Raw genomic sequence first — 20,059 nt, forward strand, 5'->3', positions numbered from 1 at the left:
TCTCCCATCGTCTGCAGTGGTGAGAGGTGTGCGAAGTGCATGGCGACGTCGGTACGCTAACGCGCAGACGCGAAAGGGATGACATCGACTCCGGCCTTAAGGCGGTCGAGGTGATACCCCCATGCTTGCATCATTCGCCGGCGTTCGGGCAAATCTTTAGCGTGGACGTAGGCGGCCGTTACCTGGTTGCGTTCGGCGTGTGCCATCTGGTGCTCTACAACATCCCGACCGAATCCGAGTTCACGAAGAGCCGTAGCCACCAGCCCGCGAAAGCCGTGCGCCGTCATGCGCGACTCGTAGCCCATACGATAGAGCGCATAGAGCATGGTGTTGTTCGAAATATGGCTCCGACCTTGCACGCTGTAGAGCATGAGTCAATGCTGGCCGTTGAGCGCACGGAGCTGGGCTAGCACGTCGAGCGCTTGCCGCGATAGCGGCACGATGTGCGGGTCGCGCATCTTCATGCGCTCCGGCGGTATGCGCCATTCTGCGGCGGCTTCGTTAAACTCCGATCATTCCGCATGGATCATTTCTGTTGTCCGCACGCAGGTCAGTGCCATCAGGCGGGGCGCGAGCCGGGTAACCGGGTCCCCTTGGTAGGCGTCAACGTCGCGTATGAGATGCGGAATCTCTGTCTCCTTGACGCGGGCCATATGCTGTACGCCCGAACCTTTCTTTAAGACCGTCTGCGCGTCGATGTCGCGCTGGCTTCGCGTTCAGCACCTGTATGTCAGTGAGAGGCATTGTTGGTATTTGTGTTGTTGGTATCGGCTGATACCAACACTTTCTCCGCTGCCACTGAGCAACCTTGGGTGACGATGTGAGCTAGAGGTTCGCCGGACGGGCTTGAGCGGGGAGTTTCTTGTGAATCTCGGGGGAGATTTGGGGCATGACTGGTCCCCCCGACAGGGATCGGCTGTGATTCCTTCAACAGCTATCAAGCTCCATCAATTTTCCACAGAGCCACTATTGACGGGGATCAGCTGGCAGTCGCGGGGTACAGGTTCGATTCCAGAGTTCCCCAAAATTCATCAAATTTCCGCTATCCTTTACGCCAAAATTACGCCAGGGCACAGGATGGCAAGCTATAGAAAGCGGGGCGCGTCGTGGCGCGCGGAAGTCGCGAAAGCCGGTATTCGAGATTCGAGGACGTTCGATACAAAGGCGGAGGCCATCGCTTGGGCGACGGCGCTCGAGGCTGAAATCGACGCGGGTCGTCGACGATCATATTCGAAGGTCAATAAGACGCTCGGCGATGGTTTCGATGAATATCTAGCGAAGGTGTCGCCGTCGATGGGAAAGCACGAATGGAACGAGACTCGGCTCGATTTCTTCCGTGGTGAGATGGAGTTTGTGGGCGACCTGATCCGCAACGTGAAGCCGGAACAAATCGCGGCATGGCGTGATGCCCGGCTCAAGGTGGTCAAGCCGTCAACCGTCAACCGAGACTTGAACCTACTGTCCGCGGTATTTGAGGCTGCGCGCACGGAATGGAAGTGGGTTCACACGAACCCGGTTCACGAGGTGAAGCGCCCTAAGAATCCGCCGTCACGCGATCGGCGCGTGTCGGACGACGAGGCGGCCGCGATGGCCGCGGCTCTCGGGTTGCAGGATGGGGTTCCCCCGAAGAACGTCAAGCAGTACACGGCCCTAGCTTTCCTGCTCGCCCTCGAGACTGGCATGAGGCAGATCGAGATGGCATCGATGACGTGGCCGAGCGTGCACCTCGACAAGCGGTTCGTGCGGTTGCCGAAAACGAAGAACGGGGATGCTCGAGATGTGCCACTGTCGACGCGAGCCGTCGAATTGATCCATCGGTTGCCGAAAGTGAAGGGGGAGCCTCGGTGTTTCCCTGTCGCGCAGGCCAGCATGGATGTGATGTGGCGGCGCACGCGCGCGACGCTGGCGAAGAAGCGTCCCTCGATCGCGGATTTAAATTTTCACGATTCTCGGCATGAGGCGACGACGCGCCTATCGCGCAAGCTCCATGTGCTCGCGCTGGCGAAGATGATCGGGCACAGGGATATTCAATCCCTGATGATCTACTACGACGAGACGGCCGCCGAGCTGGCGGCACGTCTGGATTAATCCGCCTTCCGGCGCCGACCTGGCCGCGGCGTCGGGAGCGTGCCGCGGTTGCGGCGCGCCCATTCGAGTACGTCACTCGCGAACCATCGGCGCTGAGCCTGCTGGCTTTCAACGGGGCGCATGCCGGCGGGAAAATCCTTGCGGGTTACGACGCGCAGCTCGACAGTCGATTTCGACAGGCCGAGCCACTTCGCGATTTGCTCGGTGCTCCACAGCGTTTCATCGAGCTTCTTCGGCTGCTCGAGCGCGGCGACCAGCCGGCGCAACTCGGGCAGCAGCTGCTGCAGTTCGCTCATGTCCATTATTGAGGCGCTCCCGTGTCTGCTTCAACGAGCCCGAGTGATCGCGAATAGGCGAGGTAATGCTCGACCTTCGCCATCTTCTGTGCCATCGCCATGTGGTCGGGCTCGTAGTGGAACTCGCCGAACGCGACATCGTTCAGGCGCAACACCATCGCGTTCAGGTCGTTCAACTCGGCATAGATGCGCTCGGCATTGGTTTCAGTGCGCTCCGGATGACGCTCGCTCAGTCCGAAGTGAGCAGTCTTGAGGGCGATCTGCGCAACCTCGGAAGCTTCCTCGGCGATCTTGACGAGCAGGTATTGCGTGAGCGTCATCATTGGTCGGCTCCTTTAAGAAGGGCGTCGATTTCATCGAGCAGCCTACCGACGCGGCTGGGCGGATCGTTTTCCCACTCGACGATCGACAGTTCCTGGCGCGCACGGCGAAGTGCGTCGGTCAGCCCCTCCCGAGCTTCTGCCGGCGCGTGTGCGGCTTCGGTCGGGATCGCGGTCGAGCCGTCGATGAAGAGCGCGCCTTCTCCCGGGCACTCGGTGAGCCAGCAGTACATGCCGTTGCCGGAGTGTCCGTCGCCGCGCTGGAACGTCAGTTCGGTCTCGAGCTGGTCGCGATCACGATCCGGCGCAATGAGGTCGAGTGCTTCGAGCAGCTGCGCTCCGGAGAGGGTGAGCGGGTCGCCGTTCACGATGATGCGATCCTTCGGGCTCGGCTCATTGATCTGCGCTGTTGCGGGTACCTCGATGGTGTAGCCGCCGAACAGGTGCGCGATGAACTCTCGAAGGACGAAGAGATCCTCACTATTCGGCTTGCGCGACCAGTTGCTATCTTCGACGATTTCGAACGTCTCGATTGCTGCGAGCGCGGCTTGCGCAGTGATGGGCGCAGGTTGTTCGGATGCGGACAAACTGGAATCTTGTTGTTGCGTGGTCATAAAATCTCCAATGCTCAGTGAGGACGGCAGGCCGACGTGGTTGCTCGGTGGTATCTTTTTCGGCGGCCTAGAACGGCAGGTCTGGGTCGTCGGATGGTGGCACGAATACGACGCGGCCCGGTTGCAGCCTCGGGCTGGCGCGCACATGAATGCGGATCATGTCCTTCCCGGTCATATCGCAGACGTCGAGAAGATCGCGAAATGCCTTGTATCTGGCCTTGCTACGCGTGCTGGCGGTCACCGTGAACCACGCTTCGTATTCGAACTCGTCGCGCCACGGGGCGAGGCAGCGCCACTCGCGCAACACTGGCGTGTCGACGATTTCCCCGTACTCGACCTGGTCAGTCGGGTGATAGAGGCGCTCCTCCTCGGTCTTGTCTCCGTCGATAACGACGCAGAGATAGTGGCCGTCGGCATTCACGATCACGCCGCGTTCGCCGTAGCATTTCACCTGACGGCCGCGCTCGGCCGGCACGCCGTAGTGCTTGCGGATGTATTCGAAGCTCACTTGGCGTTCTCCGCTTTCGCGACAGGCACCGGACGCACTTGTCCTGTCTTCAGGTTGATGAACGCGCCGCACCACGTAAGGCGCGCATGCCGGAAAAACTCCCAAAGGATCGCGAGCCCCTGCGTGACGACAGCCTGGTTGATGAACAACTCCTGCCGCTCGAGCGCTTCGGCGAGGCTACAACTCGGTGTGTCGTCTTCGGGAACCGAGGTGTCGATCAGCTCGGGCAGCACGTCGTAGGGCCAGCGCAGCGGCATGCTGCCGGCAGCAGTCTTGGTGTTGCCCGTCACCTTTTTGTGCGCGCCAAACAGCACCTGTGCGTCGCTCGCTCGGTTGCCGAGGTCCATCACGTAGCAATTCGATGCGCGCAGGGACGGCTCGAGCTTCGCGCGAGCTGCCGCGCTGTCCACGCACATGATCGTGAGGGCGGGCGCGCCGCGCACAAGCTCGTCCGGGCCGGCGTGCACGGGCCGACCGCACCAGTCGATCCCGAAAAAAGCGTTGATCCGGTGAACGAGTACGACGCTTTTGTGCAGGCCGACGTCGGCGGGGCTGAACATTTGCCGGCCGACGTTCGCGCTACTGATCGTGTCGGCGTCGAACGCGGTAACGTGCAGGCCGGGATGGCCGAGCTCGACGAGCGCGTGATTGAGGCGCGCGAGCCCCGTCAACATCTGCGAGCCAGTGCCGCCGCAACCGATCAGTGCAACCGTAACGCGCCGATCGCTGAGAAAGCGGGCCGGTGTCGTGTGATGGGTCATACCGTCCTCCACCAGGGCGCACCGACGTCGCGCCCGATCAGCGCGGCGCATTCGGTGATCGCGCGGCGCGTCGCACGCTCGCGCTCCACCTGCTGCGCACCGATGTCATGCCGCGAATCGATGTCGTCGTGCGTGAAGTGGCGGAACGCACCTGCGCCGGCGTGCGCGGTCACGTAATCAGCGAAGTGCGTCACGTCGATGCGGGCCGCAGCCGAAAGCTCGAACGCGTCGGCGCGCGAGCCGATCGAATCGAACGCGCGCCAGGCGGCGGTTGCGTTCGGTCTGACGTGGATCGCGGTGCAGTCGCGGACCGTGTGGCGCTTCGCTTCCCACCCCGCGGCGCGCGCGGCGAGTTCGAGCATGTCGAGTTGGTTCACGCGGCTTTCTCCGTCGACGGGAAAAATGCCTGTACCGGCACGCGCAGCGTGATCATCTTGCCGAGTGCGCACAGGCGGAACGCAACGCTCGGATTGCCCGTGCCAACGCCGCCGATCACGCCGGCGATCTTCACTTCGCCGGCATCGTCTGCGTCGTCGGTCGCGCTGAAGCCTGCCGGGCCGGCGCCGTGGCTATGAAGGTCGAACGCGAGGCTCTCGTCGTCGGCGAGGGTCGGGCGATTGATAGTGATCGCGGTCGGCGTGGCGCTGGTCACTTCGACTGCGCGGTACACCAGTTCCTTGCTCGTCTCGTTCCAGACGATCCATGCGGCATGCTCGTTCGGCGCGGCGCCGGCGGCGTCGGTTGCGAACCGGCGAAGGTGCGGCTCGGCGGCGCTGATGCGCCCGAACGCGAATTCAATTTTTTCGTCGATCGAGCCGTACGGCGGACGCGGGCTGGCGCCTTCGATCGGCGCGACCGGTTGAATCAGGTGCAGCCACGGGCGGCGAATCTCGACGAACAGGCCTTCGGCCGCGAGCAGGAAGCGGTGGCCGACGTCGAGCAGCGGCGCGAATTCAGCGTGACGTGGCACGGCGGCCACCGGTGCGCTGTCGAACAGCGCATTGTCGAGCGCGATGTTTTCGTCGTCGGCCCGCGCAGCGAGCGCGCGGCGCTGGCCGGCCGTGACTTCGTCGGCGACGGCGCGCGTGAACGTCGACAGCGCCTTGCCGAGCTGCTCGAGTACGGCGCCAGTGGCGGTTTCGAATTCGGCTTTGATGGTTTCGATTTTGCTCATGACTATTAACTCCGTTGCGTGATTTTTTGGATGGCGGCGGCGACGGTCATTTCGCTGCTGACGAGCCGCTCAGTGGGAAATTTGGCACCATCGAGCAGCTCGACCCAGAGATCGGCGGCACTGCCCCCGTTGATCAGCTTCGTGGCGTTCGGGTGCGTGAAGCGGCTACGAAAAAATTCATCGGCTTCGTATCGTTCGATTTCTGCCGGCGTTGGGTTGGCTGCAATGTCGACGTTGCCGGTGCAAATCTGGCCGCCCTTGCTCACATTGAAGTAGGGTGCTTGATAGACCTGCGTGTCAGGAGTCGGCCTGCAGTTCTCTGCGAGCGCGAACACATAGCGTGCTTCCCCCCGAGCGACGAACAGCAGTGCGGGGTGGTGCGTGACCGCGGAACGCTCGCCGATCGGTGGGCTGGCTGAAAACCAGACCTGCCGCTGTGCGGCCGGCGTCCACCAGGCCACGACGCCGGGGGCGGTGAAAATCGCCCGCTCGTGAATGAATCCTTCGTGCCCTAGCTGCTTCGATGCCGCAGCGACGAATTCAGCCAATTGCGAACGCGTGATCGGTGTGCCGGCCATCAGCGTCGGCACGCCGTCGACCACGCGGGCCGAGTGCTTCGTGACGTAGACCTGGCTTTCGAGTGCGTTCTTGTAAATCAGCAGCGCGGAGTGCAGGTCGAGTGAAACGTCGCCGTTTCCGTAAATATCAACGCGGCTCATACACGCACCTGTACCTTGACGGGTTCGCCGTCGATATCCGATCCATCGGGCGTCGAGATCAGCATGACCAAGTTCGAAACCGCCTTGGCCAGCGTCGCGGTGTTGCGCATGCGATCGAGCCACGTTCCGAGAGTGCGGCCATTCGTAGAAATGTGGAGTGCTGCGCACGATTCAGGGTCGCCGCACTGCATTTCGCCTTGCCAGAAATCGTCAAGAATGCGTCCGAGGCCGTCGCCCTGATCCCAGGCGAGGATCAGTGAATAGTCAAGGCAGTATTCGCTCGTATCCTTCAGGTCGACGCGGGCAAACGGGCCGCCGGTGGTGATCGTCCGGTGGATCGCGTCGCACGCGTCGATGGCGGCCCATGCGATGAGATTCGTGTCGTAATACCGACGCACCTCGGATGCATCAAGTACGCGCTCGGGCGTTATGGCCCACGCTGGCGCGCTCGCGAAAAACTCGGCGCGCCGTGGAACGTCGATGTGGTCGAGGAATTCCTGATCGGGGAGCCACGGGTCACCCGGTCCAGTATTCATGTCGCGAAGTTCTGGAAGCGCCGCAACCTCGTCTGTGTTGCAGTGCCAGTACATGTATTCGGCCAGGCTCATTGCTTCACGCGGCGTACATACGGACGGCAAATAGTGGTCGCAAGCCTCGTACAGGACTGCGAGCACGGTTTGGCCGAGGCCTGGTTGAATCGATTCGAGGCGTCGAATGCCCGATCCAATGAATCTGATCGGACCGCTGCCCGCCCCTTCGGCCGTCGTGATGCGCACGAGCGCGGTGTCGGGCATGTTGTTCGCGTCGGAGATCGCGAGGCTCCAGTCAAACGTACCAATATCGCTGGTGATTTCTTTCCAGATGCGCGGCATCGCGTTTAACGCCAAATCGCTTTCGGTCGACGAGTCGTCGAGCGCCGCGGCGTCGGCTTCGCTAAGCTGTCGGCCGCGAAGCAGCGCCAGCGATAGCCGGCGCATGAAATCGGCGTCGTCGCCGATCGTGTAGCGCGTCGGCACGTCAGGCGCGATGCGGGGCAGGGTGAGCGGTGCGGCGATCATGGCAGCACCGGAACCAGCGTTGACGGCAGGCGCAGGCGTTCGGTCGTGCCGTCGTTGGTCGTGGCTGCGCGCGCGACGCTGCGCGCGAGAGGCGCGTCATACTTGCCGATCGAAGTCGGCAGGCGCTGGCCCTGGTTCAGCGTGTCGGTGCGCAAACGCTTTCGAAGTTCGCGGAGCGTCATTTCGGTTGCGGGCAGTAGCGCGCATGCAGCGCATTGATGAACGCGACTTCTTCGTCGAGCAGCGGGCACACGTGCGCTGTGCTGAATCGGTCGAGTTCGGCGAGGTAGGCGCGCACGGGGTGCGGAACGATGCAGTCGACTGCGCGTATCTCGTCGAGCTTCCGGCGTGCGTCGTCGGAGTCGACTGGGTTCGCGATCGCGATGCCCGTGACATAGGTTCGTCCGTCGGCGCTGGTCGACAGTTTGAGCGTGTAGCTGTTGTGCGGCACGGCGTGATTGCCCTTCGTGCCGACGGCGCGACGGAACGTGTAGACGTTGCGGTTGCCTTTGATGACCGGTCCCTCGATTTCCGCATTTGTCAGCTCGGGATAGGTCTGCGAATAGAAGTCGCGGATCTGCTGGAGCGTGAACGTCGGTGCAGGGTCGGCGAGCTTGGCGCCGTTATACGAGAATTCGCGAGCGAGCGTTTCGATTTGCATGTCGTCGCCTCCGATCAGTACAGGTCGACGCCGGCGTCGGTCGATTGAGGTTGCGCCGCGCTCGCACGTTCCGCGGGCGCCTGCGTTTCTGCAGCCGGTGTCTCGCCGCCGTCACTCGGTTGGCCGGCATCGTCGATGCGCATCTGGCGCGGGTCTGTCGCGCCGGCGTTTGCGCCGTCAGTCGAGGGCGGGTTGTTGGCGTCGTCGGCCTTCGCGGCCTTCGGCGGACGACCGCGACCGCGCTTCCCGGGTGTGCCTGCGGCGTCACCGGTGCTCGGTGCGGGTAACGCGGTTGCGGAATCGGGCTGATTCGCCGCGGCGCACGCGCGCGCCTGATCGAGCAGCGGCGTTGCACCGGGTGCGTACACCTCGACCGCAGCGGCGAATTCCGCGTCGAGTTCGGCGGGCGTTGCCAGCAGCGACAGCGGCCAGCGCTGCTTTTCGCCCTTGCCGTTCGGCATCGGCGTAACGTTGACGCGAAGGCTTTCCGGTCCTTCCGCCGTGATCAGGATGTTGATGCTCGTTGTCTGTGCGAGCGCGTGCAGTGACGTGAACAGGGACATGCGATTACCTCTCAGTTGAAGTCAGGCCGCGAGGCCGTCGTAATTGCGATCGGCGAAATCGGTATCGCCGGGGTAGCGGTTCGAGCCGTCGGCCCGATGCCGGCAAAATAGGGAGCCGCGTCGATGCGGGAACCAGTAACCGGCGCAGTCGCAACGCATGCGCGTCGTGTTGCGGCGATTCATCCAGTGGTCGACGCGATATTTCCGGCGGTTGCACGTGCGGCACGCCGGCAGGCGCGTGTATCGATCGGGGTGGCGCCGCAGGCATCGGCGCGCGTCGCAGTGCGTGCAGCGAACGTGGCAGCGCGGCATCGATCAGTCCTCCGCGTCGCCGGCCTGCAGGCGCTTCACGTCTACGCGCGCAGCTGCGCGGCGTCGTTCGCGCGTTTCTCGCGCGCGCGCAGACGATTCGAGCGCGTCCCGCACGCTGGCGCGCTGGATCGCGGTTTCGAAATCGCCGGTCATGTGCAGCAGTTGCCACTCGACGCGCAGAAGATGGGTTGGCAGGTGATCTTTCTGCATGGCCGGCTCACGCGCTGTAGATGCTTTCGCTCGACGCGGCCCGCGCTTCGTCGCTGTACGTCCATGCGACGCAACCGATGCCGACCGCGAGCCAGAGCAGCACGATTTTCCAGAGGGGCATGGGCTTGTTCATGCGTCCTCCGCCGGGTACAGGTGCTCCATGCCGGCGCCGGCAGCGAAAGCCTTGGCGAGTGCAAGATAGCCGTGTGACTCGAGTGCACCGCAGAGGCTCGCGACGAAAGCGCGCGGCCGCGGTCGGTCGTCGCGCCTGCAGTGCTCTTCAGCGGATTCGGCCGCTCGATTGATGCAGCCGAGCAGCATCGTTTCGAGTTGGCGTGCAGAACGGGGCGTGTTGTCCATCACGCACCTCAAATGCCGAATGCCGGGGCGATCGCGCTGGCGATCAGGTAGAGCGCGAACAGGGCGACGAGCGGATGCCAGTCGCGACGTTCCGCCGCGCGCGCTGCGCGGGACCAGTGTTTGTTCAGGGTGTGCATTGAATTCGCCTCCCGTGGCGTAGGACGCCGACTAAGTGAGGCGGATGGTAGCGTAACGCGAACGACACAGCAATAGCGAAACGCGAACTCTTTTAATTCCTACGCGAACGATTTCTGTAGGATAGAAGTAAGGTGCAATTTTTTAAGAAGCCTGATACTGTACGGATATACAGTATTCTGGCTGTTCTGTTTAGTGCGCGTGGGGAAAATGAAAAGAGCAATTCAGCGCGAAGTGGCGATTTCGGTGAGGGCCGACGAGCCAGCGGAAGCCGCGCCGAGGCTGGCGTTGGCGAGTGTGGCGGGGAGGTTTCGCCGGGATCGGGTGTCGACCCTGACGATTACTGTGGGGATGGATGGCGCGATCAGTCACCGTGCGCGTGTGCTGCCGGAGCACCGGCAGGAGATCGCTGATTGGTTGATAGCGTTAGCGTGCCGGATAGGCGCGCCGGATTAGCTTGCTTTGCGGGTGCGCGAGGAGGCGCCAGCCTTTCCCGGCGTGTCACCTTCTTCAATAAATGGCGTTGAGTGGCGGGCGGCCGTGCTCTGGACGAGCAGGCCATTGACGAAGCCAATCACCTGGGCGCGCTGCATGTCGGAAAGTCGGCTCCAGCCAGCAATGATCTCCGGATCGTTGTCGAGCCAGCCGATTTCCTTTCCGGTCTTTTCCTCGATGTGGCGGGCAATGTCGTCCGATATCCCGCGAGGCTTTCCAGTGCGCGAGTCTTTCGACGCATTGACCCACTGGCGTATCTGAGTGTCCGTTTTGCCTATCAGTTCTGATAGGCGGCCGACGCTGCCGAGCTCTTCAATTAGGGCGCGAAGTTGTTCCCGCCTGATTTCGTGGCACGTTTTCATTCTCGTATTGCATCCGATATTGATGTCGACGGGAATTCGCGAAACGCGATTGACCTGACGGTAGCGTTACGCTATCGTTCGCGTCATGGAACTGACTACATACCTCTCGAGTGCGGACGCGCCGTCCGCCGCCGACTTCGCCCGCCGTCTTGGCACTGCGCCGTCGGTGGTGAGTCAGTGGCGCACCGGTGCGCGACCTGTACCGATCAAAAGCTGCGTCGCCATTGAGCGCGTTACTGCAGGCGAGGTAACTCGCCGCGATCTCCGCCCCAACGACTGGCACGACATCTGGCCGGAACTCGCTCGGCAAAAGGAGACTGCATGACGCGTCCCCGCTCACGCTGGCCCCTTCTCCGACGCTTGCTGATCGATCATCGCAGCCCGATTGCGCGACTCGCGTATCGACACAACTTTCGATGGGTCGATTGGCTTCAGGAGGCGTATATGCGTCGACTAATCCGCGCCGGCGCCGAACCCGACTTAGTTGTCGGCCCGGATGGGCGCGTCATTCCCCGTCGTCGATCGGTATCAATCCCGCCTTCTTTGCTTGCTTTTCGAGATCGTCGTAATCGAGCTCCATCGTCCGACGACATTCCGGGCACCAGACTGGCGGATCTAAGCGGCCGTTGAGCGCACGCTCAATGGTCTCTTTGCGCACGAACCCGCAGAAATTGCAGCGGAAATCGTAGGGGTGGTTTGTATCCATAAATCCGGCTCCGTTGATCGAGTGAACGAATGTTATTCGATCCGGAGTTTGGTTAACAGCATGAAAAACGGTGAAATTCAAGGGTAAAAATGGCTCACCATTACAGCGATTCCGAATGGACCGACGTGCTTTACAAATCGGTCTCGAAAACTCCGGGGAAGGTCGGCGACGCCGCTCGCTATTTGAGCGAGCGACGCGGGATTCACATCACCGGGGAATCTTTGCGGCTCAAGTTGCGTGAAGTCGAAGGTGCGCGCATCACGGGCGAGATGTTCGAAATGTTGATCGAGTGGATGCAGGAAAAAAATCAGCCCCACGCGCTCGACGCGCTGCATGCACTCAATGCGCGATTCGGCCTGGTCGCCGGCGCGCCGATCGAGCGCGAAAGCAGCACGGACATATCGGCGCTTGTGTCGGCCGCACTGGTGGTCAGCAGCTACGCCGGCCGGTTTGCCGAGGAAATTCACAGGGCCGTTGAAGACGGCGTGATCGAGCGGCATGAGGTGGAGGCGATCGAGCGCGCCGCGCGCGAAAGCCAGCGTCAAATCGAGGTCGCCGTGTGTACTGCACGCGCCTTGGTCGTCAATCCGCGCTAACGCGCTTCCGAAGCTTTTGGGGAAACAATGGGCGCCAGCCATGAGGCTGAGGCGCGCGGGGTAATTGCGTCCGTAGAATCCGAGCAGGCGGTGCTAGGCGCGCTCATGCTTGACAACGGCGCATACGACCTGATCGCCGCGGAACTGTCCGCAGACGACTTCACGGTCGGCGATCATCGCGCGATCTTCACTGCAATTCAACATCTGATCGTCAGCTCGCGCCCGGCTGACGTGCTGACCGTTTTCGAGCAGCTGCGCGCAACCCATGCGAAGGTTTCGGAACCACTCCGATACCTCAACGATCTCGTCAATTCGACGCCGAGCTCGGCGAACCTGAGTCGATATGCGGACATCGTTCGGTCGCGTTCGCAGCTGCGCGGCGCGGTGCGTGCTGCCCGCGCCGTGATCGATCAATGTCACAACACGAACGGGCGCGAAGCGACCGAGATTATCGATTCGGCGCAGGCCGCTTTTCTGCGGCTGTCCGATCGCGGCCAGCGCGCGGCAGACAGTTTCCAGCCAATGCAGCCAGCGTTGACGCGTGTGGTTGAGCGCATCGACGAACTGTTCCATCGCGAGGACCGCGGCGGAATCACCGGAACGCCGACCGGGTTTGTCGACTTAGATGCGCGACTCGACGGTATGCACGGCGGCGAATTGATAATCGTCGGCGGACGGCCGTCGATGGGAAAAACTTCGCTAGCCATGAATATCGCCGAGCACGTCGCCATCGTGTCGCGATTGCCCGTCGGCGTCTTGTCGCTGGAAATGCCGACCGAACAGTTGACCATGCGCATGCTGGCGTCGACGTCCCGTATCAGCCAAAACAGGCTGCGAACCGGTCGCCTCGAGGATGACGACTGGCCGCGCCTGACGCGCGGCGTCGAGCTTATGGCCGACGCGCCCGTGCATATTCTCGATAGTTCCGCCATCACCCCGTCGAAATTCAAGTCCGAGTTGCGGCGCTTGTATCGCGAATGCGGCAGGCTCGGGCTGATTGTCGTCGACTACCTGCAGCTGATGTCGGGCGACGGCGGTGGATCCGAAATGCGCGCTACCGAGGTCGCGGAAATATCGCGTGCGCTGAAGCAGATCGCGAAAGAGCTCGATGTGCCGATCATCGCCTTGTCGCAGCTTAATCGCGGTCTCGAAAACCGTCCGAATAAACGACCCGTCATGTCCGATCTGCGGGAATCCGGCGCGATCGAGCAAGACGCCGACGTGATCCTCTTCATTTACCGGGATGAGGTCTACAACCCCGACAGCGCGGATCGCGGCACGGCAGAAATCATCATTGCGAAGCAGCGAAACGGGCCGATCGGCACCGTGCGGCTCGCATTCCAGAACGCAACGACTCGGTTCGAGAATTTTGCCGAGCCGACATCAAGTTACTGACCTGTATGAAAACCGTTTCCCCTTTTTACTCCTGGCGCCGCGCGATGATGTCCAGCGCGCTGCCGTCGACGACGAAACTCGTGCTGTTCGTCGTGGCGGAATATTCGAATGGGATGGATGGCACTTGCTGGCCGTCACTCGAAACCATCGCGGAGAAAGCGACGCTGTCGATTCGCGCGGTGACGAAGCATCTCGGCATCGCTGCAGAGTTCGGATGGCTGACTAGTTGGCGTTCGCGCCAGCCGGATCGGAAGTGGGCGCATGCGCACTATCGGCTTTCAATCCCGGAAGATGTTGCGCTCCAACAGCGTGACGCGATCGATCTCGATCTTGCTGCAGCCGAGGATGAACTGGCGGTCGCAGGCCCGAAACGTGGTGCCGAGACTACACAAAAAGTAGGCAAATCGGCACCACGTGCCAGTAACTCCGGCGAATCACTGGCACGTGGTGCCAGTAACTCCGCTGCGGCGCAGGAATGTGGTGCCAGTGAAGGCGTTCAGGGGCCGGAATCCACCGATCCGGTAGGAAGTTCCTGGCACCACGTTCCAACTAACTACCCAGTAAACAGAAATACGAGTAAACCCTCTCTCTATCAAACCACGGTGGTTAGCACAGGCAGCGGCGATCAGAGAGAAAAACCCTGTGACGGAGATTATTCGTTCGCTCGGTGGATGCTCGACAGGCTGCGTGCTGACGATCCCGGGTTTCCTGTGCCGAATCTCGACGAGTGGGCGGCCGACGTCGCGGAGATGATTCGCGACGACGGCCGATCGGTCGATGCGATGGCGAGGCTCGTCGGCTATGCGCTGCGCGACAAATTTTGGAAGCGGGTCATCACGTCGCCGGCACGCCTGCGAAAGAACTGGGAGGAATTGCGGCGCAGACGCAACGCGGCGATCGAATCGAAGGCTGCTGCGCCGGCGCCGGCCGCTGTCGCGAGTCACGCCTCTTCCGGTGCTGGCGATCGTCAGTGCGCGCACGTCGAGGCCGGTTGCCGATGCACGAATCCAGCAACAACTCTCATTGGTGCCGGCTCGTCGCAGCGCGGCTATTGCCGACAGCACATCGGCCATTACGAGGATTAACGGGGAAGAACCATGACGATCGATCAACGATTGGAAAATTGGGCGAACGCGCAACGCGGCGGCCCTGGCGGCAATGATGGGTTGACGGCGAGCATCTATTTCAAATCCATTCCGGGTATTGCGATCGACTCAACGCTCGATCTGGCAGACGCAAATCGGGTTGAAGCCGCGATGCGGAAGATCATGCCGCTAGATCGGCAACTGCTGCAGATGCACTACGTATGGCGTAAGCCGCCGTTCCTGATCTGTCGACGACTCGGATTGAAGGTGCGCCCGACGTCGATCTTCGATCTGCAGCTCGTGCACGCGAAGCGTTCGCTCGAAGAACGCCTGCGTGAGCCAAAGCGCGAGTACGTCTCGATGAGTTCGGTCATTGAGCATTTATCTAGGAGGCCTCTTGCGGAATCGAAATAGCTGATCTACACTCCCTCTCACAATTTGATTCCGGTGAAGTCTTACCGAGTGCGCGCGGCCTGTTCCGGGTTGCCGCTCGCCCGGAAGAAACCAAAGCCTCGACTGCGAAAGCGTCGGGGCTTTTTTGTTATCCTGTTTCGGGGCGTAGGCTAAAGCCGAATGCGAGCGCAGGCGCTTGCTTGGCGACCGATCCTCGGATCGGTTGGTACGGCCGCGCGGCAGCTGCCGCGGTTGTGCGTTCGAGTCGCACCGCTCCACCTCTTTGAGCCCCGCGCGCGAAAGCGTCGGGGCTTTTTGCATTGGAGCTCTTGATGCCGAAGAAAGCGCCGACGCAGTGCCGGCATTACGGATGCGGCCGACTGGTCGCGACGCCGGGCTACTGCACCGAGCATGCGGGCGAGGCGGTCGGTTGGCAATCGGATCGCCTGCGCGGATCGCGGCATGCCCGCGGATACGGAACAGCCTGGACGAAGTTGCGGCGCGAGGTGCTCGCGCGCGACCACGGGCTGTGTGTGCCATGCCGGAAGAATGGTCGGATCGCTCGCGCGGTCGCTGTCGACCACATCGTATCGAAGGCCGAAGGCGGAACCGACGAGCTGACCAATTTGCAGTCGATCTGCAAACCGTGTCACGACGCCAAGACGTCGACCGAGGCAGCGCGCGGGCGCGGTCGCCGGTGACCCGACGTAGGCCGCCGCCCTCGAACCGAGGGGGGGTGGTTTTATTTTTTCGGCCCCCTGCTCGGGACCGAACGTTCAGCCGCATTTTTTCGCGGACCACTTTTTGAAGAGGGGGGGGTTAAGAAAGCCGCCCCATAGAGCCGATCGCGCAACGCGAGACGAGTTTTTCGTCGGCTCGTTCACGGGAAGCCTCACATGAGTCCGAATCAACCGTTTGCCGACGTCGGCGGTGCCGACGATTCGCGCGCGTCGGGCGGCGGCGTTGGAAAGGCGATCGAATCGCCGCCGCCGCCGCCCGGGGTGCATTTCGAGTCCGCGCACCGTAAGGTGTGGGACTACCTGTGCTTGGCGCTGCGCGCGGAGGGTGTGCCGCACCGCACTGCCGGTGTCGCGCTGTCGATTGTGTGCATCGACTTCGTTCGCTGGGTGAAGGTTGAGCTGCAGCTGCGCGACTTCGAGAAGATCAATCACGGATCGTTCATGGTGCAGACGCCGAACGGTCATACGCAGCCGCATCAACTCTACTACGCGGCGAAATCGCTGAAAGAGGGGTTGCTCAAGTGCCTGCCGGAAGCCTGCCTGACGACGCCGTCGATGCTGATCGCGAAATCGAAGATGGAAGATCCGAATCCGCAGGACGATCTGTTCGACCAGTTGCTCGATCACGCGCGCTCGAGGCCGACGAGCTTGCCCGCCTGACGCCGGCCGTTCGGCATCGGTGGGACGTCGACTATGGCCTCCCGGTGCTGCGCGGCGAGATTGTTGTCGGCGAGTTCGCGTTTCTCGCGGTAAAGCGGCATTACGACGATCTGATTAACGGCCCTGCGCGTGGCATCGTATTCAGTGCGCCCCATGCCGCGCACATCATTGACTGGATCGAGACGCAGTTCCTGCACATCAAGGGTGCGCTGGCTGGTCGGACTCTCGTGCTCGATCCGTGGCAGCGGTTCTGGACCGCAGTCATGTACGGATGGCGTCGCGTCGATACCGGGCTGCGCCGGTTTCGCACGGGATACGAGGAGGTAGCGCGCAAGAACGGCAAGTCGACGTGGAAAGCCGGCCAGGCGGACTATCTGTTTCTGATGGACGGCGAGCAGGGCGCGGAGGTGTACACGATCGCAACGACGCGCGAGCAGGCGATGAGCGTGTTCAAGCCGGCGCTCGACAACTACCGGCGCCGGTGCCGGCGATCGAAACGGCTGGCGCGTTCGATCAAGGTGTACGACGGAACGAACCAAGAGCGGATCGTGTTCGGCAGCAGCGTGTTCAAGCCGCTGCCCGCGAATGCGGAATCACTCGATGGCTTGAACCCGTCGGTCTGTATGGTCGACGAACTGCACGCGCACAAAACGCGGGAGGTGTGGGACGTGATGGAGTCGGCGCTCGGTGCGCGGCTTCAGCCGTTGATCTCGGCCATCACCACGTCCGGCTACATCCTCGACGGAATCTGCACGGAAATTCGCGGCTATCTCGTCATGATCCTGCGTGGCGACAAGCTAGACGACAGCTTCTTCGGCTACATCTACACGCTCGACGATGGCGACGATCCGTTCGATCCGGCTGTTTGGATCAAGGCGAACCCGAGCCTCGGCAGTGCGAAGACGGTCGAGTACATGCGTGCGCAGGCTGCGAAGGCGGCCGAGCTGCCGAGCGCTAAGGCGAACTTTCTCACCAAAGACCTGAATGTCTGGGTCAATGGTGCGTTGAGCTGGTTCGACATGCAGGTATGGGACCGCTGCGGCGCGCCGTTCGATCCGGCGGTCCTCGTCGGTCGGCGGTGCTTCGGTGGGCTTGACCTTGCCAGCACGCAGGATTTGAGCGCATTCGTGCTCGTTTTTCCACCGTACGACGATGACGGAGATATTGTCGAAGAGCTCGGCCCGGACGGCGAGTGGTATGTGGTCGCGCATATTTTTGCGCCAAAGGCGAAGGTCGATACGCAGGAGGGCAGCGATGCTGCGCCGTATAAAAAGTGGGCCGAGCTCGGGTGGTTGACGGTTACGCCTGGTGCGGTGACCGACTATTCGATCATTCGCGACACGATCATCGGCGCATGCAAGAAATTCGACGTGCAGGACATTGCGTTCGATCCATGGAACGCAACACAGATCGTGAACGAACTGCTTGAAGCCGATATCCCGATGGTTCAAGTGCAGCAGAACATGTCGGGTCTGTCGCCTGGGGCGAAGCAACTCGAGCGCCTGGTGTATGGCGGCAGCATGCGACACGGGGGAAATCCGGTAATGCGTTGGTGCGCGAGCAACGTGACGCTGATGCTTGATTCGAACGACAACATCCGGCCGGACAAGAAGAAGTCTCGGCCGAACGGGCGCATCGATCCGATCGTCGCGGCCTGTATGGCGACCACACGCGCGGTTACGTATCAGCCTGAAGCGGACCCGGAAATCTACATCCTATGACGAACGCAACGACCGGTGCGCCGCGCGCGAACGCGAGCGGCTCGCGAATTTTGAACCAATGGAACGCCGAGCGCCAAGCGGCAAAGGTGAACGCTGCCGCGGTGTCGACGAGTCAGATCGTCCCGGGCACGGATGCGTACGACTGGATGACGGGCTTGCAGACGCCCGGACGGGCGGTGAGCGAGCGAGGTGCGATGAGCGTCGCGACCGTCTATTCCTGTGTGGCGCTGATCGGCGGTGCGGTCGCTTCGACACCGTTGGTCGAGTACGAGCGTGGCCCGAACGGCGTGCTGCCGGTGGAATCGGAATATTGGGAGCTGCTCAACGAAGAGCTGCATCCGCGGTGGCCGGCTGCGGTTGGATGGGAATTCGGCATGACGGGCCTGCTCCTGCATGGCGACCTGTTTTCGCGCATCCACCGTGTTTCGCGGTGGTCGCCGCGAATCGAGTCGGTCGAGCCGCTACATCCGCTTTCGGTATGGGTCGACCTCGTCGACGGTCGCCTCGTATACACGTATCTCGATCCGGCCACTAACGTCGTGATGACGGTCGACCAAGACGACATGATCCACGTTCCCGGCCCCGGCTTCGATGGTCGACGGGGGCTCTCTCAGATCCGCAGCGTACTTCGAATGCCGGTCAACGTCGCGTCGTCGGCCGGTCAGCTGGTCGACACGATGCTGTCGGACAACCTGCGGCCCGATCTGGTGATCAGGTCGGATAGTAAGTTGACCGAGGATCAGGTCGCGTTGCTGCGCAAGCAGTGGATACAGCGATACAGCGGGTTGCATAACAGTTCTGCGCCTGTTGTGCTCGGCGGTGGGATGGACATCAAGCAGATTTCGATGTCGGCGGCAGATGTGAAGTTGATCGAAAACCGCAAGCTGACCGATGACGACGTGTGCTCCGTGTTCGGAGTCATGCCGCACATGGTCGGCCGCAGTGACAAGGGTACGACGATCGGCACGACTGCCGAGCAGCTTGCTAAGCACTTCGTGAAGTACACGCTTGGCAGACACCTAACGAAGATCGCGCAGGAGGTCGGTCGGAAGGTGGTTCGAAAGCCGAAGCGTTCAATTCAGCATGACGCCGACGCGCTCGATCTCGGCGACATGAAATCGCGGTTTGAGGCATTCCGCATCGCGCTAGGCCGCGCAGGCGAGCCGGGCTGGATGACGCAAAACGACGTGCGGCGCCGCTTCAACATGCCGCCGGAGGCGGATGGCAACACTCTCAATTCAGGGACCAAAGATGCGACGAAACCGAATCCTCCAGCTGCTGAATGACAACCGCGCCGCGCCGCGAGCTTTCAGCGTTAAGGCGAGCGACGACGGCACGGTTGCGACCGTCTACCTTTACGACGTGATCGTGACCGATGACTGGTGGGGCGGTGTTTCCGCGCAGTCGTTCGTGCAGGCGCTTGCCGGAATCACGGCCGATACGATCCACCTTCGGATCAACAGCCCGGGCGGCGACGTGTTTGCCGCTCGCGCGATGGAAACGGCGATTCGCGGGCACTCCGCGCGTGTGATTGCGCACGTCGACGGTGTTGCCGCGAGCGCGGCCAGTTTCGTGATGCTTGCGGCCGACGAAGTCGAGATCACGGACGGCGCGTTCGTGATGATCCATAACGCGTGGACGTTCGCGATGGGAAATGCGGACGATCTGCGCGAATCGGCGAAGCTGCTCGACGCTGTCGACGCGTCGCTGGTGCGAACCTACGCGAAGGAGACGGGGCAAAGTGAGGACGATATTTCCGCTTGGATGGCGGCCGAAACGTGGATGTCATCCGACGAAGCCGTGCAACGCGGCTTTGCTGATCGGCTCGCGGGCGCTGGCGCGGATGCACAGGCATCCGCGTGGAATCTCTCGGCGTATGACCGCGCGCCGAGCGCGGCGCATGCGCAGTCGTCGCCGCGCAGGCCGGTCGCGTTCGCTCCGCCGGAATCGCCGCCGGCGCCGGATTCGAAGCCTGTCGAGCCGACGCCGGCTCCGCAGACGTCAGCCGCGGCGCCGGATATGGATGCAATGCGGCGCCGGCTGGAGCTTGCACAACGTTCGTGACGCGTTCCCGCGTCGATTCAAGGGGCTGCCTTCGGGTGGCCCTTTCTTTTTCTGTCGATGGAG

At 62.1% G+C, this 20,059-nt stretch carries 29 protein-coding genes and 1 pseudogene; 11 read left to right on the plus strand and 19 right to left on the minus strand.

Features of this window, described 5'->3' with window-relative positions:
- Nucleotides 1-56 precede the first annotated feature (56 nt).
- A pseudogene (locus tag WS61_RS02630) lies at nucleotides 57-701 on the minus strand (tyrosine-type recombinase/integrase); the annotation flags it as partial.
- Between the two features lie 268 nt (nucleotides 702-969).
- Between WS61_RS02630 and WS61_RS02635 the strand changes: the two are divergent.
- Nucleotides 970-2,088 (plus strand): site-specific integrase, encoded by a 1,119-nt coding sequence (locus WS61_RS02635; protein WP_257126640.1) that lies wholly within the window; start codon nucleotides 970-972, stop codon nucleotides 2,086-2,088.
- Here the strand turns inward: WS61_RS02635 and WS61_RS02640 are convergent.
- The 17 genes from WS61_RS02640 to WS61_RS02720 form a co-directional block, all read right to left on the minus strand.
- A complete protein-coding gene (locus tag WS61_RS02640; protein ID WP_229290943.1) occupies nucleotides 2,085-2,384 on the minus strand; it encodes a helix-turn-helix domain-containing protein in 300 nt (99 codons plus the stop codon). The genes WS61_RS02635 and WS61_RS02640 overlap by 4 nt on opposite strands.
- A gap of 5 nt (nucleotides 2,385-2,389) precedes the next feature.
- Complete coding sequence (locus WS61_RS02645; protein WP_218921191.1) at nucleotides 2,390-2,707, minus strand: hypothetical protein; 318 nt, start codon at nucleotides 2,705-2,707, stop codon at nucleotides 2,390-2,392.
- Nucleotides 2,704-3,318, minus strand: coding sequence for a hypothetical protein (locus WS61_RS35385; RefSeq protein WP_218921192.1), 615 nt, complete (start codon nucleotides 3,316-3,318; stop codon nucleotides 2,704-2,706). Before WS61_RS35385 ends, WS61_RS02645 begins: the two co-directional genes overlap by 4 nt.
- 67 nt (nucleotides 3,319-3,385) lie before the next feature.
- Nucleotides 3,386-3,826 carry a hypothetical protein gene (locus tag WS61_RS02655; protein ID WP_059499122.1) on the minus strand — a complete coding sequence of 147 codons (441 nt, stop codon included), beginning with the start codon at nucleotides 3,824-3,826 and terminating at the stop codon, nucleotides 3,386-3,388.
- On the minus strand, nucleotides 3,823-4,638 hold the full coding sequence (locus tag WS61_RS02660; RefSeq protein ID WP_257126642.1) for a PRTRC system ThiF family protein: 816 nt from the start codon (nucleotides 4,636-4,638) through the stop codon (nucleotides 3,823-3,825). Before WS61_RS02660 ends, WS61_RS02655 begins: the two co-directional genes overlap by 4 nt.
- Complete coding sequence (locus tag WS61_RS02665; RefSeq protein WP_059499124.1) at nucleotides 4,584-4,964, minus strand: hypothetical protein; 381 nt, start codon at nucleotides 4,962-4,964, stop codon at nucleotides 4,584-4,586. The genes WS61_RS02660 and WS61_RS02665 overlap by 55 nt, the downstream gene beginning before the upstream one ends.
- A complete protein-coding gene (locus tag WS61_RS02670) occupies nucleotides 4,961-5,761 on the minus strand; it encodes a PRTRC system protein A (protein WP_257126644.1) in 801 nt (266 codons plus the stop codon). The genes WS61_RS02665 and WS61_RS02670 overlap by 4 nt, the downstream gene beginning before the upstream one ends.
- Before the next feature lie 5 nt (nucleotides 5,762-5,766).
- Nucleotides 5,767-6,480, minus strand: a complete 714-nt coding sequence (locus WS61_RS02675; protein WP_059499125.1) for a PRTRC system protein B — start codon at nucleotides 6,478-6,480, stop codon at nucleotides 5,767-5,769.
- Complete coding sequence (locus tag WS61_RS02680; protein ID WP_059499126.1) at nucleotides 6,477-7,538, minus strand: PRTRC system protein F; 1,062 nt, start codon at nucleotides 7,536-7,538, stop codon at nucleotides 6,477-6,479. The genes WS61_RS02675 and WS61_RS02680 overlap by 4 nt, the downstream gene beginning before the upstream one ends.
- On the minus strand, nucleotides 7,535-7,693 hold the full coding sequence (locus tag WS61_RS02685; protein WP_157692668.1) for a hypothetical protein: 159 nt from the start codon (nucleotides 7,691-7,693) through the stop codon (nucleotides 7,535-7,537). Before WS61_RS02685 ends, WS61_RS02680 begins: the two co-directional genes overlap by 4 nt.
- A 23-nt stretch (nucleotides 7,694-7,716) precedes the next feature.
- Entirely contained in the window at nucleotides 7,717-8,199 is a 483-nt protein-coding gene (locus tag WS61_RS32460; protein WP_095211572.1) for a PRTRC system protein C, read from the minus strand.
- 14 nt (nucleotides 8,200-8,213) lie between these two features.
- Nucleotides 8,214-8,762, minus strand: coding sequence for a PRTRC system protein E (locus WS61_RS02695; RefSeq protein WP_059499128.1), 549 nt, complete (start codon nucleotides 8,760-8,762; stop codon nucleotides 8,214-8,216).
- 315 nt (nucleotides 8,763-9,077) lie between these two features.
- Nucleotides 9,078-9,284, minus strand: coding sequence for a hypothetical protein (locus WS61_RS02705; protein ID WP_059499130.1), 207 nt, complete (start codon nucleotides 9,282-9,284; stop codon nucleotides 9,078-9,080).
- A 7-nt stretch (nucleotides 9,285-9,291) separates the two neighbouring features.
- Entirely contained in the window at nucleotides 9,292-9,417 is a 126-nt protein-coding gene (locus WS61_RS35525; protein WP_257126648.1) for a hypothetical protein, read from the minus strand.
- A complete protein-coding gene (locus WS61_RS02710) occupies nucleotides 9,414-9,644 on the minus strand; it encodes a hypothetical protein (protein WP_059499131.1) in 231 nt (76 codons plus the stop codon). The genes WS61_RS35525 and WS61_RS02710 overlap by 4 nt, the downstream gene beginning before the upstream one ends.
- Nucleotides 9,645-9,652: 8 nt before the next feature.
- Nucleotides 9,653-9,781 (minus strand): hypothetical protein, encoded by a 129-nt coding sequence (locus tag WS61_RS35530; RefSeq protein ID WP_257126649.1) that lies wholly within the window; start codon nucleotides 9,779-9,781, stop codon nucleotides 9,653-9,655.
- Nucleotides 9,782-10,231: 450 nt separating this feature from the next.
- On the minus strand, nucleotides 10,232-10,636 hold the full coding sequence (locus WS61_RS02720; protein WP_059499133.1) for a hypothetical protein: 405 nt from the start codon (nucleotides 10,634-10,636) through the stop codon (nucleotides 10,232-10,234).
- Between the two features lie 85 nt (nucleotides 10,637-10,721).
- Here WS61_RS02720 and WS61_RS32465 point away from each other — a divergent pair, with 85 nt between their 5' ends.
- Entirely contained in the window at nucleotides 10,722-10,961 is a 240-nt protein-coding gene (locus tag WS61_RS32465; protein ID WP_095211573.1) for a YdaS family helix-turn-helix protein, read from the plus strand.
- A 180-nt stretch (nucleotides 10,962-11,141) separates the two neighbouring features.
- Here the strand turns inward: WS61_RS32465 and WS61_RS02725 are convergent, their stop codons facing one another.
- On the minus strand, nucleotides 11,142-11,342 hold the full coding sequence (locus tag WS61_RS02725; RefSeq protein ID WP_023477126.1) for a hypothetical protein: 201 nt from the start codon (nucleotides 11,340-11,342) through the stop codon (nucleotides 11,142-11,144).
- Between the two features lie 89 nt (nucleotides 11,343-11,431).
- On the opposite strand from WS61_RS02725, the gene WS61_RS02730 reads away from it, so the two are divergent.
- The 9 genes from WS61_RS02730 to WS61_RS02770 all read left to right on the plus strand — a co-directional run bounded on the left by WS61_RS02730 (nucleotide 11,432) and on the right by WS61_RS02770 (nucleotide 19,996).
- Nucleotides 11,432-11,938: a phage regulatory CII family protein gene (locus WS61_RS02730; RefSeq protein ID WP_059499134.1), complete on the plus strand. Its 507-nt coding sequence runs from the start codon at nucleotides 11,432-11,434 to the stop codon at nucleotides 11,936-11,938.
- 27 nt (nucleotides 11,939-11,965) lie between these two features.
- On the plus strand, nucleotides 11,966-13,333 hold the full coding sequence (dnaB, locus tag WS61_RS02735; protein WP_059499135.1) for a replicative DNA helicase: 1,368 nt from the start codon (nucleotides 11,966-11,968) through the stop codon (nucleotides 13,331-13,333).
- 5 nt (nucleotides 13,334-13,338) lie between these two features.
- Entirely contained in the window at nucleotides 13,339-14,418 is a 1,080-nt protein-coding gene (locus tag WS61_RS02740; protein ID WP_218921193.1) for a helix-turn-helix domain-containing protein, read from the plus strand.
- Between the two features lie 12 nt (nucleotides 14,419-14,430).
- Nucleotides 14,431-14,832 carry a hypothetical protein gene (locus WS61_RS02745; RefSeq protein WP_059499137.1) on the plus strand — a complete coding sequence of 134 codons (402 nt, stop codon included), beginning with the start codon at nucleotides 14,431-14,433 and terminating at the stop codon, nucleotides 14,830-14,832.
- Nucleotides 14,833-15,143: 311 nt separating this feature from the next.
- Nucleotides 15,144-15,512, plus strand: a complete 369-nt coding sequence (locus WS61_RS02750; RefSeq protein WP_059499269.1) for an HNH endonuclease — start codon at nucleotides 15,144-15,146, stop codon at nucleotides 15,510-15,512.
- A 195-nt stretch (nucleotides 15,513-15,707) separates the two neighbouring features.
- Nucleotides 15,708-16,211 (plus strand): hypothetical protein, encoded by a 504-nt coding sequence (locus WS61_RS35535; protein WP_059499138.1) that lies wholly within the window; start codon nucleotides 15,708-15,710, stop codon nucleotides 16,209-16,211.
- Nucleotides 16,212-16,255: 44 nt separating this feature from the next.
- Nucleotides 16,256-17,932: a terminase large subunit gene (locus tag WS61_RS02760; protein WP_059499139.1), complete on the plus strand. Its 1,677-nt coding sequence runs from the start codon at nucleotides 16,256-16,258 to the stop codon at nucleotides 17,930-17,932.
- Nucleotides 17,929-19,218, plus strand: a complete 1,290-nt coding sequence (locus tag WS61_RS02765) for a phage portal protein (RefSeq protein ID WP_059499140.1) — start codon at nucleotides 17,929-17,931, stop codon at nucleotides 19,216-19,218. Before WS61_RS02760 ends, WS61_RS02765 begins: the two co-directional genes overlap by 4 nt.
- A complete protein-coding gene (locus WS61_RS02770) occupies nucleotides 19,184-19,996 on the plus strand; it encodes a head maturation protease, ClpP-related (RefSeq protein ID WP_059499141.1) in 813 nt (270 codons plus the stop codon). Before WS61_RS02765 ends, WS61_RS02770 begins: the two co-directional genes overlap by 35 nt.
- Nucleotides 19,997-20,059: the final 63 nt, after the last annotated feature.

The organism is Burkholderia sp. ABCPW 11, from assembly GCF_001523445.1.
Classification (GTDB): domain Bacteria; phylum Pseudomonadota; class Gammaproteobacteria; order Burkholderiales; family Burkholderiaceae; genus Burkholderia.

Excerpts from the sequence above, each read along its gene's own strand:
- WS61_RS02640 (WP_229290943.1), bottom strand. The coding sequence starts at position 2,384 with ATGAGCGAACTGCAGCAGCTGCTGCCCGAGTTGCGCCGGCTGGTCGCC.
- WS61_RS02645 (WP_218921191.1), bottom strand. The coding sequence starts at position 2,707 with ATGATGACGCTCACGCAATACCTGCTCGTCAAGATCGCCGAGGAAGCT.
- WS61_RS35385 (WP_218921192.1), bottom strand. The coding sequence starts at position 3,318 with ATGACCACGCAACAACAAGATTCCAGTTTGTCCGCATCCGAACAACCT.
- WS61_RS02660 (WP_257126642.1), bottom strand. The coding sequence starts at position 4,638 with ATGCGCCGCGCTGATCGGGCGCGACGTCGGTGCGCCCTGGTGGAGGAC.
- WS61_RS02670 (WP_257126644.1), bottom strand. The coding sequence starts at position 5,761 with ATGAGCAAAATCGAAACCATCAAAGCCGAATTCGAAACCGCCACTGGC.
- WS61_RS02675 (WP_059499125.1), bottom strand. The coding sequence starts at position 6,480 with ATGAGCCGCGTTGATATTTACGGAAACGGCGACGTTTCACTCGACCTG.
- WS61_RS02680 (WP_059499126.1), bottom strand. The coding sequence starts at position 7,538 with ATGATCGCCGCACCGCTCACCCTGCCCCGCATCGCGCCTGACGTGCCG.
- WS61_RS32460 (WP_095211572.1), bottom strand. The coding sequence starts at position 8,199 with ATGCAAATCGAAACGCTCGCTCGCGAATTCTCGTATAACGGCGCCAAG.
- WS61_RS02695 (WP_059499128.1), bottom strand. The coding sequence starts at position 8,762 with ATGTCCCTGTTCACGTCACTGCACGCGCTCGCACAGACAACGAGCATC.
- WS61_RS02705 (WP_059499130.1), bottom strand. The coding sequence starts at position 9,284 with ATGCAGAAAGATCACCTGCCAACCCATCTTCTGCGCGTCGAGTGGCAA.
- WS61_RS35525 (WP_257126648.1), bottom strand. The coding sequence starts at position 9,417 with ATGAACAAGCCCATGCCCCTCTGGAAAATCGTGCTGCTCTGGCTCGCG.
- WS61_RS02710 (WP_059499131.1), bottom strand. The coding sequence starts at position 9,644 with ATGGACAACACGCCCCGTTCTGCACGCCAACTCGAAACGATGCTGCTC.
- WS61_RS35530 (WP_257126649.1), bottom strand. The coding sequence starts at position 9,781 with ATGCACACCCTGAACAAACACTGGTCCCGCGCAGCGCGCGCGGCGGAA.
- WS61_RS02720 (WP_059499133.1), bottom strand. The coding sequence starts at position 10,636 with ATGAAAACGTGCCACGAAATCAGGCGGGAACAACTTCGCGCCCTAATT.
- WS61_RS32465 (WP_095211573.1), top strand. The coding sequence starts at position 10,722 with ATGGAACTGACTACATACCTCTCGAGTGCGGACGCGCCGTCCGCCGCC.
- WS61_RS02725 (WP_023477126.1), bottom strand. The coding sequence starts at position 11,342 with ATGGATACAAACCACCCCTACGATTTCCGCTGCAATTTCTGCGGGTTC.
- WS61_RS02730 (WP_059499134.1), top strand. The coding sequence starts at position 11,432 with ATGGCTCACCATTACAGCGATTCCGAATGGACCGACGTGCTTTACAAA.
- dnaB (WP_059499135.1), top strand. The coding sequence starts at position 11,966 with ATGGGCGCCAGCCATGAGGCTGAGGCGCGCGGGGTAATTGCGTCCGTA.
- WS61_RS02740 (WP_218921193.1), top strand. The coding sequence starts at position 13,339 with ATGAAAACCGTTTCCCCTTTTTACTCCTGGCGCCGCGCGATGATGTCC.
- WS61_RS02745 (WP_059499137.1), top strand. The coding sequence starts at position 14,431 with ATGACGATCGATCAACGATTGGAAAATTGGGCGAACGCGCAACGCGGC.
- WS61_RS02750 (WP_059499269.1), top strand. The coding sequence starts at position 15,144 with ATGCCGAAGAAAGCGCCGACGCAGTGCCGGCATTACGGATGCGGCCGA.
- WS61_RS35535 (WP_059499138.1), top strand. The coding sequence starts at position 15,708 with ATGAGTCCGAATCAACCGTTTGCCGACGTCGGCGGTGCCGACGATTCG.
- WS61_RS02765 (WP_059499140.1), top strand. The coding sequence starts at position 17,929 with ATGACGAACGCAACGACCGGTGCGCCGCGCGCGAACGCGAGCGGCTCG.
- WS61_RS02770 (WP_059499141.1), top strand. The coding sequence starts at position 19,184 with ATGCGACGAAACCGAATCCTCCAGCTGCTGAATGACAACCGCGCCGCG.